The organism is Streptomyces thermolilacinus SPC6, assembly GCF_000478605.2.
In the GTDB taxonomy this organism is placed as follows: Bacteria; Actinomycetota; Actinomycetes; order Streptomycetales; family Streptomycetaceae; genus Streptomyces; species Streptomyces thermolilacinus.
Genome location: NZ_ASHX02000001.1, coordinates 1068341 through 1083859, shown reverse-complemented (window position 1 = coordinate 1083859; position 15519 = coordinate 1068341). Strand labels below are relative to the sequence as shown.

The following is a 15519-nucleotide window of genomic DNA, read 5'->3' as shown; positions in this document are numbered from 1 at the left end:
GGTATCCGCCCGAACTTCGAAGGAAGTGAGCGATGGAACCCATCTCCTATACGGCCCAGTGGACATCAGCCGCCCGCGCCGTCGAATCCGAGAGATCCGAGGACCGTCTTTTCACGGACCCATACGCGCGGGCCCTCGCCGCCCCCCGTGGCTTCGAGCTGCTGGAGAAGTACGGCGGCGGCGGTCTGCTCCCGTTCCTCGCGATCCGCACCCGGTTCTACGATGACACGATCGCCGCGGTGCTGGTTGAGACCGGCATTCGGCAGGTGGTGTTCGTCGCGGCCGGGATGGACACCCGCGTCTACCGGATGGACTGGCCCGCCGGCACGGTCGTCTACGAGATCGACCACGCTGCCCTGATAGAGGAGAAGCGCGGCCGACTGGCCCGGCTGGGCGTCACGGCCCGGGCCGAGCGCCGCGAGGTCGCCGCCGACCTGACGGCCGACTGGGAGGTGGCCCTCTTCCAGGCGGGCCATGATCCGGGCCGGCGCACGCTCTGGGTCGCCGAAGGGCTGCTCTTCTTCCTCACCTCGGAGCAGGCAGGCGGCCTGCTGGAGACCCTGGCGCGTCTCTCGGCACCGGGCAGCCGGCTGGTGACCGACATGGTGAACGAGTCGATGCTGAGCACCCCCCTCAACCAGAAGTTCCTCGCGAACCTGCGCCAGGACGGCACCCCCTGGCAGTTCGGCACGGACGAGCCCGAGGAGTTCCTGTCGCACTGGGGTTGGAAGGCGCACGTGGTGAAGGAGCCGGGCGAGCCGGGCCCGGGGCAGCACCGCTGGCCGTACGGGCTACGCCCGCGGGAGCGGCGTGGTGTGCCGCGCAGCTGGCTCGTCCACGCGGAGGCCACGGCACCCGACGCCGCCCGACCCGGCCCGGGAGTGTGAGTGGGCGCGTCGTCTCCGGATCCGACCGCGAAGGCCCTGGGATGAGCGGCACGGGTGAGCGCGGCTGGCGGGCCCGTGCCGCGCTCCTGGCTCTGGGCGCCTTCGCGGTGAGCACGGACGGCTTCGTCATCATCGGACTGCTGCCCGAGATCAGCAGGACGCTGCAGGTCAGCATCGCCGAGGCCGGCCAGTTGGTGAGTGTGTTCACCATCGCGTACGCCCTGATGTCGCCGGTTCTGGCCACGATCACCGGTACGTGGTCCCGGCGGCGGGTGCTGGTGTGCGCCCTGGTGCTGCTCGGGACGGGGAACGCGGTCACCGCGCTGGTGCAGGACTACGGCCTGGTCCTTGTCTCCCGAGTGCTGGCCGGTTGCGGAGCGGCGCTGTTCAGCGCGAGCGCCGTCGCGACGGCCGCGCATCTGGCGGGTGACCAGCGTCGCGGGCGCGCGGTGGCCATGGTGACCGCCGGCTCGACCCTGGCGCTCGTGCTGGGTGCCCCGCTGGGGACCTTGATCGGCAACGCCTGGGGCTGGCAGGCGGCGATCTGGCTGGTCACCGTCGTCTCCGGCATCGTAGCGGCGGCGGTCGCCGTCATGCTGCCATCCATCCGCCTGGACCAGGGCAGCACGCTACGGCAGCGGCTGCTGCCGCTCACCGACCGTCGGGTGCTGTGGGTCCTGGTCGTCACGCTGTCGGCGTTCATCGGCATTTTCCTCCCCTTCACCTACATGAGTGCGGTGTTCGCCCCGGCCACCGGCGGCGACCAGGCCCGGCTCGCGCTCCTGCTGCTGGTGTTCGGCGTGGCAGCCACCGGCGGCAACCTGATGGCCGGGGCGCTGGCCGACCGCTACGACCCGAGGTTCGTCGTCATCGGCGCCACCGCCGGCATCTCCGCGGTGTTCCTGCTGATGCTCCCCATCCGGGAGAGTTTCGTCCTGGTGGTCATCATGCACGCGCTGAGCGGCGTGGTCTCCTTCTCGGTGATCGGGCCGCAGCAGCACCGCATCATCGGATACGCGCCGCCGGGGGGCGCACCGCTGGTCACGGCGCTCAACGTGTCCACCGCGCATCTGGGGAACTTCCTGTCCAGCGTCATCGGCGCGGTCGTCATCGCCACTACCGGATCCGCGGCTCTCCTGCTGCCTATAGCCGCGGCGTTCGCGCTGGTCGCCGCCTTCCTCACCTGGTGGTTCGGGCACTCAGAGCAGGCAGGCGCCGAGGAGGTAGTCGCTGGCGCCGGTCAAGCCGGAGAGTCAGCAAGGGGCTGCGATGGTCCAGGGGACAACCCCCCGACCCCAGCCGGACAAGCAGGTCAGCCAGGGAGACCGGACCGGGTGTCGAGCGGCGAAACCGAGTAACTATCGCGTGGTTGGAAGGAGCCCCATGGCCAGTCCAGCGGTCAAGCATGTCGACGTCGACGGGATACCGGTCGGCTATTTCGTGGAGGGCGAGGGCCCGGATATCGTCCTCGTGCACGGTGTCAACGGCAATCCGGAAACCGCCTTCTCCAGGCTGCTCGAAACCCTGACGAAGAACCACACCGTGATCGTCCCGGGTCACTCGGGCAGCAGTATCACCCCGCTGCCCGAAGGCGAGTTGGACATCGATCTGCTCGTCAGCCAGGTGCTGGGGGTGATGCGTGCCGCCGCCCGCGGTCCGGTGGACATCATCGGCTTCTCCAGCGGTGCCGCGGTCGCGGCCGCCACCGCAGCCATCGAACCCGAGGCTGTCCGCCGTCTGATCGTCGGCGGCGCGTTCGCCAACCACACCCATCCATGGCTGCGCCTGCTCACCAAGACATGGCTCCGGCTCGCGGATTCGGACACAGGCACGTTTGCCGACTTCGGCCTGCTGAACGCGTTCTCGGACGGCTATCTCGATTCGCTCCAGGCACATGAGCGCCTCGCGCTGAGGGCCGGACTGAGCCCTTCCCCAGGCATGATCGCGATGCTCAAGTTCATCCTCGAGCTGGACATCAGCGACCACCTGCCCAGGATTACTGCCCCCGCCCTGGTCATCGGCGCGAAACAGGACCACTTGGTGCCGATCAGATACGCGAGGCAGTTCCAGGAGGCAATCCCGGACAGCGAACTGGTCGAAATCGACTCAGGTCATGTGATGGCAAGGGAGAGGCCCGAAGAACTGCTGCGGATCATCGAGGAATTCCTGACATAGCCCACGGCCTGGGGCGGCACTCCGGCGACGCCCGAAGCGCCCACCATCACCGAAAGTCAAGGAGTGACTCCATGGCCGCCGCACCGTCCGGCGTACAACGACCCGCGGCCTTCATTCTGACCGGCGCCTTCCGGGTTGTCTGCCGCAACCACGAATACCTGAACGCGCTGGCCCGCCGCGGACTCAAGGTCCTCGTCCTGTGCCCGGACTCGTGCCGGGAGCAGGCCGAGGCGGTGCTGCGCGCCGCGCCCGGCCCGGTCGCGGCGATCGCCGAAGTCGCCTACGCCTCCGGTGCGCTCGACCGTGAATTCTCCTACGACCCCGACGTTCTGGCCATCGTCCAGGACTGGCGCGAGCACTACCGCATCGTGGGCGCGTACGCGATGGAGGAGACGCTGGTCGAGCCGACCGGGCTGGTCTGCGACCTGCTCGGCGTCCCCCATCCGGGCCTGCGGGCCAGCAGGGTGTGCCGAAGCAAATACCTGCAGCGCATCTATCTGGCCCGGTTCAGCCCGCAGTCGACCATCGTTACGCCGGCCATGCGCCGGTCCGTCGACCTCGAGGCGATCAAGTACCCGGTGGTGGTCAAGCCCGCCACCCGGCACGCCAGCTCCGGGGTGCTCGCCTGCGACGGGCCCAGCGAAGTCGCGGCACTGCTGGACGGCTACCCCGCGCACGAGACCGTGCTGATCGAGCAGCGGGTGATCGGGCAGGAGTTCTCGGTGGAATCCCTGGTGCAGGCCGGCGAGATCCGCTTCGCCTCCGTGACCAGGAAGGAGACGACCGAATCCACCGACCGCACCTTCGTCGAGCTGGCCCACTCCGTACCGTCCCCTCGCGTCAGAACCGCGGGGAAGGACACAACAGAACTGCTGCTGGCAGCTGATCGGGAGGTGCTGCGGGCGCTGGACTTCCGGGACGGGATCTCGCACTCCGAGTGGCGGGTGACCGGGGCGGGAGAGCCATACCTCATGGAGATCGCGTCGCGCACCCCAGGCGACGGCCTCACCCAGCTCTACTGGCTGGCCTGTGGGCAGGCCATCGAGGAGCAGGTCATCCGGATCGCGCTCGGCGAGGACACCGCGTACCCGGCCCCGAGCCGATACGCCCGCCAGGTCTATCTGAACCACCCGGTCGGCGTGCTGCGCGGCGTCTCGGTGGACTGGCCGGGCGTCGGGGTGACGTGGGTCGGCGACACCGATCTGTGGCAGCAGCCCATGCCCGGCCAGGCGGGAGACTCGCCGACGCTGCGGTCGGTGCTCGCTCTCAAGAGCCGGGGCAGCGAGCTCAGGCCCCTGAGCTCCTCCCACGACCGGGCCGTGACGTTCTTCATCGACGCCGACAGCGAGGAGGAACTCGACCAGCTCGAACACCGGATCCGTGCGGCGGTGTCGCTGTCGGTCGAGCCGCAGGACACGTAGTACCACACGGATCGACCCTCGTACGCCGATGGCGGCGGTGTGCGTCCGCCGGAGCAGTCGGCGCGGTCCGCCTTCCCGGTGCGGCGGCGGGTGCGGGTGAGGGCGCCGTCCAGCAGGACGACGCCCCCGCCATCGCGGGCGATCTTCTTGCATGCGCGGTCCAGGCGCGGGGCGCGGGAGGAGAGCAGGCCGATCACTTCGATCACCCAGCGGGGCACGGTCCGGGCGCGTATCAGGTATCGGCGACGAGGCCGATGGTCGACTTCGGACACCGGAAGACGAACCTGATAAACAGCATCGGGAGAGCCCGTCTGACCCGCTGAGTAGCAGGTCAGACGGGGTGCGACGGCAGTCTTCCGAAGGTGTGTCAGATGTCGCGGAAGATCTCGATCTGGGCGCCCACCGAGTTGAGGCGTTCCGCCAGGTCCTCGTAGCCGCGGTTGATGACGTACACGTTGCGCAGGACGGACGTGCCCTCGGCGGCCATCATGGCCAGGAGGACGACCACCGCGGGGCGCAGGGCGGGCGGGCACATCATCTCGGCGGCGCGCCAGCGGGTGGGGCCCTCGACCAGGACGCGGTGCGGGTCCAGGAGCTGGAGGCGGCCGCCGAGGCGGTTGAGGTCCGTGAGGTAGATGGCGCGGTTGTCGTAGACCCAGTCGTGGATGAGGGTCTGGCCCTGCGCGGACGCCGCGATGGCCGCGAAGAACGGCACGTTGTCGATGTTCAGGCCGGGGAACGGCATCGGGTGGATCTTGTCGATGGGCGCCTCCAGCTTGGAGGGCCGTACCGTCAGGTCCACCAGCCGCGTACGGCCGTTGTCCGCCGAGTACTCGGCCGTGCGGTCGTGGTCGAGGCCCATCTCCTCCAGGACCGCCAGCTCGATCTCCAGGAACTCGATCGGCACCCGGCGGATCGTCAGTTCCGACTCCGTGACGACCGCCGCGGCCAGCAGGCTCATCGCCTCGACCGGGTCCTCGGACGGCGAGTAGTCCACGTCCACGTCGATGTGCGGCACGCCGTGCACGGTGAGCGTCGTCGTGCCGATGCCCTCCACGCGCACGCCCAGCGCCTCCAGGAAGAAGCACAGGTCCTGGACCATGTAGTTGGAGGAGGCGTTGCGGATGACGGTGACGCCGTCGTGGCGCGCCGCGGCCAGCAGCGCGTTCTCGGTGACCGTGTCGCCCCGCTCGGTCAGGACGATCGGCCGGTCCGGCGACACGGACGGGTCCACCAGCGCGTGGTAGAGCCCCTCCGTGGCCGTGATGTCCAGGCCGAAGCGGCGCAGGGCGATCATGTGCGGCTCGATCGTGCGCGTGCCGAGGTCGCAGCCCCCCGCGTACGGCAGCTTGAAGGCGCGCATCCGGTGCAGCAGCGGCCCGAGGAACATGATGATCGAACGCGTGCGGCGGGCCGCGTCCGCGTCGATGGCCTCCATGTCCAGCTCGGTGGGCGGCACGATCTCCAGGTCCGTGCCGTCGTTGATCCAGCGCGCGCGGACGCCGATGGAGCTGAGGACCTCCAGCAGCCGGTAGACCTCCTCGATCCGCGCCACCCGGCGCAGGACCGTGCGGCCCTTGTTCAGCAGCGAGGCGCACAGCAGCGCCACACACGCGTTCTTGCTCGTCTTCACGTCGATGGCGCCGGAGAGGCGGCGGCCGCCGACCACCCGGAGGTGCATGGGTCCCGCGTAGCCCAGCGACACGATCTCACTGTCGAGCGCCTCACCGATGCGCGCGATCATCTCAAGGCTGATGTTCTGGTTCCCCCGCTCGATGCGGTTCACGGCGCTCTGGCTGGTCGCCAGTGCCTCGGCGAGCTGCGCCTGCGTCCAGCCGCGGTGCTGCCGGGCGTCACGGATGAGCCTGCCGATGCGTACGAGGTAGTCGTCTGCCATAGCGGCAGGTTATCTCACATATGAGATGGTCTTCTCGTTGGACTGCGCCGAACGGGTGATATCCCTTGTGCCGTACGGTGGTTGAGGTCCGCAGGGGTGAGGGCGTGTCACCAACCCACGGATACCCCGCATCTCGGTCATCTCTCGGCATTCGCCCAGATTGCCCGAATCGGACCACAAGGTGCGCCTGTACGGAGAGGCATGCTGACGACCGGTCGGAGCCCCGGCGCGTCTTCAGCCCCTCCATACGAGGGTGTACCGCCAGAACAGCCGCCTCCGCAGCCGCGCCCCCGGCAGTACGCGCCGCGCCTCGCGCGCGATGTCGCCGAACTCCATGTCGGCGGGCCGGGTCCGCGCCGTCATCGCGACGGGCCGGGGCGCGGGCCGCCCCCGGTTCCTGAGCCATCCGGCGGCGGCGTTGAGCGGCACCGCGACGGCGCCGAGCAGATGGTCGGCCGGGGTGCGCGCCCGGTAGAGGCCGACCACGACGAGCGTCCCGCCGGGCGCGAGGTGCCGCCGGAAGCAGGCCAGTGCCTCGGCGAGCGGCAGGTGGTGGAGGGTCGCGACGCAGGTGATGACGTCGTACGGGCCCTCGGGCAGCCCCGTGAGCGCGTCACCGGCCCGGAAGGTCACCGCCGAGCCGCCCGGGGTGAGCGCCTGGGCCCGCGCCACGATCTCCGGGTCGGCGTCCACGCCCACCACGCGCCCGGCGCGCCGGGCCAGCAGCCGGGCCAGGTCACCCGTACCGCACCCGACATCGACCGCCGACCCGAACCGGCGGGGCAGCCGCCGGAGGATCCAGCGGTGGTAGTGGGCGTTGTGGTCCCACGGGTACGTCTCGTTGAACCGCCGAAGTCCGCCCGCGAGTCGCTCGGTCACCACGCGGCCCATCCTGCCGGACCGGCGCGCACGGGTCGACCGGCGGGGCGGTCGCGCGGTCCGGCGGCGTGGGTCTCCTGGTCACGCGTCGTAGACGTTGTCCCACGGGGCGGAGAAGCCGACCGGTCGTCCTCGCCCTCGCCGTCCCCGTGGCGCTCGGCGGCCAGGCCGAGAGCACGCCGGCGACCACCAGCCGGAACGGGCGGATCGCGATGTCCCCGTATTCGCGCCGAGGGAGGCCGTCGAGCACCTCGGCCAGCCGTGCCTCCGCCCGGGCGGAGACGGAGTCCTCGCCGCGAGGTCCCCGCAGCCGCTCGGCGTACGTTCCCGCGCACCAGATGTCGGAGTCCCTGGGCCGGCCGTCGAAGTCGAGCGGTGGAGCACGACGTGGAGGCGCTGGTGCTCGTGCCGGCCGTCGCCGTGCGCGGTGCGCCGCCGTCGGGAAAGGGCGGTCGCCCTCCCGCCCGTGGATGGGACGAGCCGGTGCCGCCCGCGTCGGCGGAGCGGTCCGGCGGTGCCGGTGGGATCTCGCGGAGGCGTCGGTGGGACGCCATAGGGGCGTCGGGGCATGACCGGGGGGCGGTGATGTACTAGAGTTATCTCGACATCGAGATATCTGCTGACGACGCACCGCGGTCGCCCGTACGGGTAAGGGTCACCTAACTAAGCCTTACCTTAGCGGATCGGCGAGATGCCATGGCGGCAGGATGCGGTTGAACGCGCACATTGATGAAGGAGACTGTCGTGTCGGCGAACAGCTTCGACGCCCGCAGCACGCTGCGCGTGGGCGACGAGTCGTACGAGATCTTCCGGCTGGACAAGGTTGAGGGCTCGGCCCGCCTGCCGTACAGCCTCAAGGTCCTGCTGGAGAACCTGCTCCGCACCGAGGACGGCGCGAACATCACCGCCGACCACATCCGGGCCCTCGGCGGCTGGGACTCCCAGGCGCAGCCGAGCCAGGAGATCCAGTTCACCCCGGCCCGCGTGATCATGCAGGACTTCACCGGTGTGCCGTGTGTCGTGGACCTCGCCACCATGCGTGAGGCCGTGAAGGAGCTCGGCGGCGACCCGTCGAAGATCAACCCGCTGGCCCCGGCCGAGCTGGTCATCGACCACTCCGTCATCGCCGACAAGTTCGGCACGAAGGAGGCCTTCGGCCAGAACGTCGAGCTGGAGTACGGCCGCAACAAGGAGCGCTACCAGTTCCTGCGCTGGGGCCAGACCGCGTTCGACGAGTTCAAGGTCGTCCCGCCCGGCACCGGCATCGTCCACCAGGTGAACATCGAGCACCTGGCCCGTACGGTCATGGTCCGTAACGGCCAGGCGTACCCCGACACCCTCGTCGGCACCGACTCGCACACCACCATGGTCAACGGCCTCGGCGTCCTCGGCTGGGGCGTCGGCGGCATCGAGGCCGAGGCGGCCATGCTCGGCCAGCCGGTCTCCATGCTGATCCCGCGCGTCGTCGGCTTCAAGCTGACCGGCGAGCTGCCCACCGGCACCACCGCGACCGACCTGGTGCTCACCATCACCGAGATGCTGCGCAAGCACGGCGTCGTCGGCAAGTTCGTCGAGTTCTACGGCGAGGGCGTCGCCGCCACCTCGCTCGCCAACCGCGCCACCATCGGCAACATGTCGCCGGAGTTCGGCTCCACCGCCGCGATCTTCCCGATCGACGACGAGACGCTGAACTACCTGAAGCTGACGGGCCGTTCCGAGCAGCAGGTCGCGCTGGTCGAGGCGTACGCCAAGGAGCAGGGCCTCTGGCTGGACCCGTCCGCCGAGCCGGACTTCTCCGAGAAGCTCGAGCTGGACCTCTCCACCGTCGTCCCGTCCATCGCCGGCCCGAAGCGCCCGCAGGACCGCATCATCCTGGCCAACGCGGCCGAGCAGTTCGCCCAGGACGTCCGCAACTACGTGGACGACGTGGACGAGGCGGGCAAGGAGTCCTTCCCGGCTTCCGACGCCCCGGCCAACACGCCGAACGGCGCCCCGTCGAAGCCGGTCCCGGTGACCGCCCCCGACGGCTCGACGTACGAGATCGACCACGGCGCCGTCACGGTCGCCGCGATCACCTCCTGCACCAACACGTCCAACCCGTACGTGATGGTCGCCGCCGCGCTCGTCGCGAAGAAGGCCGTCGAGAAGGGCCTGACCCGCAAGCCGTGGGTCAAGACCACCCTCGCCCCGGGCTCCAAGGTCGTCACCGACTACTTCGACAAGGCGGGCCTCACCCCGTACCTCGACAAGGTCGGCTTCAACCTCGTCGGCTACGGCTGCACCACCTGCATCGGCAACTCCGGCCCGCTGCCGGAGGAGGTCTCCAAGGCCGTCAACGAGCACGACCTCGCGGTCACCTCGGTCCTCTCCGGCAACCGGAACTTCGAGGGCCGCATCAACCCCGACGTCAAGATGAACTACCTGGCGTCCCCGCCGCTGGTCGTCGCGTACGCCATCGCGGGCTCCATGAAGGTGGACATCACCAAGGACGCCCTCGGCACCGACCAGGACGGCAACCCGGTCTACCTGAAGGACATCTGGCCGACGGAGGCCGAGGTCAACGACGTCGTGGCCAACGCCATCGGCGAGGACATGTTCTCCAAGTCCTACCAGGACGTCTTCGCGGGCGACGCCCAGTGGCAGGCGCTGCCGATCCCGACCGGCGACACCTTCGAGTGGGACCCGCAGTCCACCTACGTCCGCAAGCCCCCTTACTTCGAGGGCATGACGATGGACCCGGCCCCCGTCGAGGACATCACCGGCGCCCGCGTCCTGGCCAAGCTGGGCGACTCGGTCACCACCGACCACATCTCCCCGGCCGGCGCCATCAAGGCCGACACCCCGGCCGGCCAGTACCTCACGGAGCACGGCGTCGAGCGCCGCGACTTCAACAGCTACGGCTCCCGCCGCGGCAACCACGAGGTCATGATCCGCGGTACGTTCGCCAACATCCGCCTGCGCAACCAGATCGCGCCGGGCACCGAGGGCGGCTACACCCGCGACTTCACGCGGGACGGCGGCCCCGTCTCCTTCATCTACGACGCGTCGCAGAACTACCAGGCCGCCGGCATCCCGCTGGTCGTCCTGGCGGGCAAGGAGTACGGCTCCGGCTCGTCCCGCGACTGGGCCGCCAAGGGCACCGCGCTCCTCGGCGTCAAGGCCGTCATCGCCGAGTCGTACGAGCGCATCCACCGCTCGAACCTCATCGGCATGGGCGTCCTGCCGCTCCAGTTCCCGGAGGGCGCGTCCGCGCAGTCGCTGGGCCTGACCGGCGAGGAGACCTTCTCCATCTCGGGCGTCACCGAGCTGAACGAGGGCACCACGCCGCGCACGGTCAAGGTCACCACCGACACGGGCGTCGAGTTCGACGCGGTCGTCCGCATCGACACCCCCGGTGAGGCCGACTACTACCGCAACGGCGGCATCATGCAGTACGTGCTGCGCAACCTGATCCGCGGCTGAGCCACGGGCAGGTGAACGGCCGAGGGCCGCGCCCCGTCTCGTACGGGGTGCGGCCCTCCGCCATTTCCCGGGGCCGTACCGGGACGACCCGCCCGCGCGGTCGGGTCCGCCCAGACGGTCGGCGCGCCCGCCCGGCCGCCTCCGGCTCGGCCACCCTCCCGGGCCCGCCCAGACGGTCGGCACCGCCCCGGCCGGGCTCAGGCCCCCGCGACCACCCGGCCCAGCAGCCCCTCCACCACCGGGTACGGCTCCTCGCGCGGCAGCAGTCGCCGTGCCCCCTCCAGGTCCCCGGCGCGCACCAGGGCGTGAACCTCCCGGGCCAGCGGCGTGACGTCCCGGATGCAGACCGTCCACTCGTCCGCGTACCGCCGCGCCGCCTCACCCGACAGCCCGAGCTGGAGCGAGCGGTACGGCAGCGGCCGCAGGCGCAGGTCGCGCTCCGGGTCCCACTGGACCCGCGCGGGCGCCTCGCGCAGCTCCCGCCGCCACGCCGCCCGGTCGGTGTGCAGGTCCCGGTCGTAGTGCGCCAGGCAGGCGTGCCGAAGCGCCCACTCGAAGCCCGAGCGCTGGATCTCGACGGCCAGCACGGTCTGCTGGCCCTCCTTCTCCGCCCAGCCGCAGCGGTACATCATCCACAGGAAGGACGGCTTGACCCACGTCATGCGGTCCCGCTTCCACGCCGCCGGGAACCGCCCGTCGCGCGCGGCGGGCACGCCGATGGCGGGGCCGTAGGCCTGGTAGACGGTGACGGTCGTGTCCGTGTGGAGCGCGCGGATACGTCGGCGGGGTTCCTGCACGAGGGGTTCTTGCATGGGCGTCAGGATGCCGCCGCCGTACGTCCGTCGGCCAGCGGATTTCGCCGGGCGGCCGCGTGAGGGGACGCCCGGGGGAGGCCGCGCGAGGTCTCAACTAGGGAAAGACTCCTGCGGAATGATGTTGCCGATCTTGCCCAGCTGACCAGAAGTGGACTATACCTGTCGGCGTCCGCACGGCCGCCGCTCACGTCGGGACGGCCGCGCGGCAGCGCGACTCCCTGCACCACCCGGCAAGACCCTAGCTGCGACAGACCGCGGTGGCGGGGCCCTTCGCCTGAGGCGAGCAGTACGGGCGACCGGCACACCGCCTGAGTCCTGGAGAAGGCGAGGACTTGAGCATGGGATCCACTTCCGCCCGCAACGACGGTTCCACCCCCGAGAGCACCACCGGGGGCCACGCGGGCCCCGGCCGCCGCGATCTGATCAAGCGGTCCGCCGCCCTCGGTCTGGTCACCGTCCCCACGATGGCTTTCCTCTCCGCCTGCGCCACCGGCGGCGGTGGCGGCACCAGCGACAACCCGTCGGCCGCCACCGGTGAGAAGACCGCCAGGAATCCCCTCGGGGTGAAGGAGGGCGCCCCGCTGGAGGCGTTCATCTTCAAGGGCGGGCTCGGCGACCAGTACGCGAAGGACGCCGAAGCCGACTACAAGGCCACGTACAAGGCGGAGGTGAAGCACACCGGCACCCAGCAGGTCGGCCCGAAGCTCACCCCCCGCTTCGCGGGCGGCAACCCGCCGGACGTCATCGACAACTCCGGCGCCGACCACCTGGACATGAACAAGCTGTCCACCCAGGGCCAGCTCCAGGACCTCGCCGCGCTGCTCGACGCCCCGTCCCTCGACGACCCGGCGAAGAAGGTACGGGACACGATCCACCCGAGCACCATCGAGAAGGGCAAGCACGGCGACCGCTTCGACGTGCTGTACTACGCCTTCACCATCTACGGCACCTGGTACTCGCAGAAGCTGCTCGACTCCAAGGGCTGGACGTACCCCAAGACGCTGGACGAGATGGTCGCGCTCTGCGGCGAGATCAAGAAGGCGGGCCTCGCGCCCTGGACGTACGCGGGCAAGTATCCGTACTACGTCCACTTCAACCTCTTCGCGCAGATCGCGAAGATCGGCGGCATGGAGAAGTGGATCGCCATCGACAACCTGGAGCCGGGCGCCTGGACGTCGAACGACGCGGTCCGGCAGGTCGTCGAGCACTACGAGGAGCTCGCCGCGAAGAAGTACTTCCTGGCGGGCAGTCAGGGCCTCACCCACATCCAGTCGCAGACCGCGTGGAACAAGGGCAAGGCGGTGTTCCTGCCCAACGGCTCCTGGGTGGAGAACGAGTCCGCGCCGACCACCCCCGAGGGCTTCGGCATGGCGGTGGGCGCCCTCTTCGACGGCGGCGGCGACAAGATGCCGCACGGCACCCTGCGCGCCGAGCCGAGCGAGCCGTACATCGTCGCCGCCAAGGGCAGGAACCCGGTCGGAGGCATGGAACTGCTGCGCATCATGCTGTCGAAGAAGCACGCGCAGAACTTCGCGACCAAGGTGAAGTCCCTGACCTGCGTCATGGACGCCACCGACGGCATGACCCTCTCGCCGGGCCTCGCCTCCGCCAGCAAGGTGTTCAAGGAGGCCGGGGACAACCTCATCAGCCTCCAGCTCCAGGAGTGGTACCCCGCCCTCACCGACGAGAAGATCGGCGGCCTCACCGGGCAGCTCCTCACCGGTGAGCTGAAGGCCGCCGACTGGATCAAAAAGACCCAGGCCGAGGCCGACAAGGTGGCCAAGGACAGCTCGATCACCAAGTTCAAGCGCACCGCCTGACCGGATCGGCACCACCGCCGCGGAGTCGTGCCGCCGCCGGGCACGACCTGCCGCCCGGTACGACCACCGCGGCACCGTCGGAAGAGGGGAAGGGCCGGGAGCCCCATGCAGCACGGCAAGTACCGATTCATCGTGGGGTTCCTGGCCCCGCCGCTGCTCATCTACGCAGTCTTCGTCATCTCACCGTTCGTACAGGCCTTCCAGATCTCGATGACGGACTGGTCGGGTCTGGTGGGCGCCGCCCGGTTCGTCGGCGCCGACAACTTCGTACGGCTCTGGGAGAGCGACGACTTCTGGAACGCCCTGCGGCACAACGTCTACATGCTGGCGCTCGTGCCCGTCGTCACCCTCGGCATGGGCCTGTTCTTCGCCTTCATGCTGAACGTGGGCGGCAAGCGGCGGAAGAACGAGGTGGTCACCGGGGTCGCCGGATCGCGCTTCTACAAGTTCGTCTTCTTCTTCCCGCAGGTCATCTCCATCACGATCATCGCCGTCATCTGGTTCAACATCTACAACCCGGACCCCGACGACGGCATGCTCAACTCCCTGCTGGGCGCGGTCGGTCTGGACGGGCTCCAGAACGCCTGGCTGGGGGAGAAGAGCCTCGCGCTGTGGTGCATCAGCGCGGTCATGGTGTGGGGGCACGTCGGCTTCTACGTCGTGCTGTTCTCCGCCGCCATGGCGTCCATCCCGCGCGACATCTACGAGGCGGCCCTGCTCGACGGCGCCGGCCGCTTCCACACGTTCTTCCGGATCACGCTGCCGCTGCTGTGGGACACCGTCCAGACGGGGTGGGTGTACATGGGCATCATCGCCCTGGACGCCTTCGCGCTGGTGCAGATCATGTCCGTGAACATGGGCGGCCCGGACGGCGCCACCGACGTCATGCCGCTCAGGCTGTACCTGACGGCGTTCCGCGACAGCCAGTTCGGCTACGCCGCCGCGATGGGCGTCGCGATGCTCGCCGTCACGATGGCCTTCGCCGTGCTCACCCTGCGCTTCGCGCGGCGTGAGCGGATCGAGTACTGAGGGGGAGGCGCATGACCACCGACGAGATCCAGAAGGTGAACGCACCGGTGCCCGGCGGGCCGTCCTCCGGGGCCGCCGCGGGCCGTGGGCCGCGCCCCGCCCGGGGGCGCTCCGCCGAGGGCGGGGTGCTCAACGTCTTCTCGCACGGCATCCTCGTGCTGTGGGCGCTGATGGTCGGCGTGCCGCTGCTGTGGGTGCTGTGGAGCGCCTTCAAGGACAGCAACGGCATCCTCACCGACCCGTGGGGCCTGCCGACCGTGCTGCACTGGGAGAACTGGTCCAACGCCTGGAACGAGGCGAACATGGGCCGGTACTTCGTGAACACCGCCATCGTCGTGGGCGGTTCGGTGGTCGGCACGATGGTGCTCGGCTCCATGGCCGCGTACGTGCTGGCCCGCTTCACGTTCCCGGGGAACCGGCTGGTCTACTACCTGTTCGTGGCGGGCATGTCGTTCCCGGTGTTCATGCTGGTCATCCCGCTGTTCTTCGTCATGCGGGACTTCCCCGGCAGCTCGCTGCTGGCGACGTACCACGGGCTGATCCTCGTCTACATCGCGTACTCGCTGCCGTTCACGGTCTTCTTCATGACGGCGTTCTTCCGGACGCTGCCGACATCGGTGGCGGAGGCCGCGATGATCGACGGCGCCTCGCACACGAGGACGTTCTTCCAGGTCATGCTGCCGATGGCCAAGCCGGGCCTGATCAGCATCGGGATCTTCAACTTCCTGGGGCAGTGGAACCAGTACCTGTTGCCGATGGTGCTGAACCAGGAGGAGGACAAGTACGTCCTCACCCAGGGCCTCGCGATGATCGCGCTCCAGCAGGGCTACGAGAACGACTGGGGTGCCCTGATGGCCGGCATGATGATCGCCATGCTGCCCGTGCTGGTCGTGTACGCGATCTTCCAGCGGCAGGTCCAGGCGGGGCTGACGGCGGGCGCCCTGAAGTAGGCGCCGACGCGAGCGTCCGTACGTACGAACCGTGAACCGCCCGTCGGGGTCCATCCGACCCCGGCGGGCGGTTTCTTGCTGCCCGAAAACCGGCATAACAGGTCTTTCTTGTGACATTAGCCGCTCATCGGAGCTTCGTGACGCTCAAGGTCTTGACGGGGAGCAACGCGAAACGCTCAGCTTA

The 15519-nt window shown here is 69.5% G+C and carries 11 protein-coding genes; 8 read left to right on the top strand and 3 right to left on the bottom strand.

Features of this window, described 5'->3' with window-relative positions:
* The first annotated feature begins 32 nt into the window (after nucleotides 1-32).
* The 4 genes from J116_RS04700 to J116_RS04685 all read left to right on the top strand — a co-directional run bounded on the left by J116_RS04700 (nucleotide 33) and on the right by J116_RS04685 (nucleotide 4483).
* Entirely contained in the window at nucleotides 33-887 is an 855-nt protein-coding gene (locus tag J116_RS04700; protein WP_023590503.1) for a class I SAM-dependent methyltransferase, read from the top strand.
* Between the two features lie 41 nt (nucleotides 888-928).
* Nucleotides 929-2245: an MFS transporter gene (locus J116_RS04695; protein WP_023590504.1), complete on the top strand. Its 1317-nt coding sequence runs from the start codon at nucleotides 929-931 to the stop codon at nucleotides 2243-2245.
* Nucleotides 2246-2270: 25 nt separating this feature from the next.
* The gene (locus J116_RS04690) at nucleotides 2271-3062 is read left to right on the top strand and encodes an alpha/beta fold hydrolase (protein ID WP_023590505.1); all 792 of its coding nucleotides are present in this window, start codon (nucleotides 2271-2273) and stop codon (nucleotides 3060-3062) included.
* A 71-nt stretch (nucleotides 3063-3133) separates the two neighbouring features.
* Nucleotides 3134-4483 (top strand): ATP-grasp domain-containing protein, encoded by a 1350-nt coding sequence (locus J116_RS04685; RefSeq protein ID WP_023590506.1) that lies wholly within the window; start codon nucleotides 3134-3136, stop codon nucleotides 4481-4483.
* A gap of 367 nt (nucleotides 4484-4850) precedes the next feature.
* Here the strand turns inward: J116_RS04685 and J116_RS04680 are convergent, their stop codons facing one another.
* Together J116_RS04680 and J116_RS04675 are read right to left on the bottom strand one after the other, a co-directional pair.
* Nucleotides 4851-6380: a UDP-N-acetylglucosamine 1-carboxyvinyltransferase gene (locus J116_RS04680; protein WP_023590507.1), complete on the bottom strand. Its 1530-nt coding sequence runs from the start codon at nucleotides 6378-6380 to the stop codon at nucleotides 4851-4853.
* A gap of 234 nt (nucleotides 6381-6614) precedes the next feature.
* Complete coding sequence (locus J116_RS04675) at nucleotides 6615-7271, bottom strand: class I SAM-dependent methyltransferase (RefSeq protein ID WP_037948664.1); 657 nt, start codon at nucleotides 7269-7271, stop codon at nucleotides 6615-6617.
* A 732-nt stretch (nucleotides 7272-8003) separates the two neighbouring features.
* Between J116_RS04675 and acnA the strand changes: the two genes are divergently transcribed.
* Nucleotides 8004-10721: an aconitate hydratase AcnA gene (gene acnA, locus J116_RS04670; RefSeq protein WP_028964650.1), complete on the top strand. Its 2718-nt coding sequence runs from the start codon at nucleotides 8004-8006 to the stop codon at nucleotides 10719-10721.
* 197 nt (nucleotides 10722-10918) lie between these two features.
* Here acnA and J116_RS04665 read toward each other — a convergent pair whose 3' ends face one another.
* The gene (locus J116_RS04665) at nucleotides 10919-11533 is read right to left on the bottom strand and encodes a DUF4291 domain-containing protein (RefSeq protein WP_201258794.1); all 615 of its coding nucleotides are present in this window, start codon (nucleotides 11531-11533) and stop codon (nucleotides 10919-10921) included.
* 341 nt (nucleotides 11534-11874) lie between these two features.
* Between J116_RS04665 and ngcE the strand changes: the two genes are divergently transcribed.
* From ngcE to J116_RS04650, 3 genes are all read left to right on the top strand, one after another.
* On the top strand, nucleotides 11875-13356 hold the full coding sequence (gene ngcE / locus J116_RS04660; RefSeq protein ID WP_023590511.1) for an N-acetylglucosamine/diacetylchitobiose ABC transporter substrate-binding protein: 1482 nt from the start codon (nucleotides 11875-11877) through the stop codon (nucleotides 13354-13356).
* Between the two features lie 105 nt (nucleotides 13357-13461).
* Nucleotides 13462-14385 carry a carbohydrate ABC transporter permease gene (locus J116_RS04655; RefSeq protein WP_023590512.1) on the top strand — a complete coding sequence of 308 codons (924 nt, stop codon included), beginning with the start codon at nucleotides 13462-13464 and terminating at the stop codon, nucleotides 14383-14385.
* A gap of 11 nt (nucleotides 14386-14396) precedes the next feature.
* Nucleotides 14397-15335: a carbohydrate ABC transporter permease gene (locus tag J116_RS04650; RefSeq protein WP_023590513.1), complete on the top strand. Its 939-nt coding sequence runs from the start codon at nucleotides 14397-14399 to the stop codon at nucleotides 15333-15335.
* The last annotated feature ends 184 nt before the right edge of the window (nucleotides 15336-15519 follow it).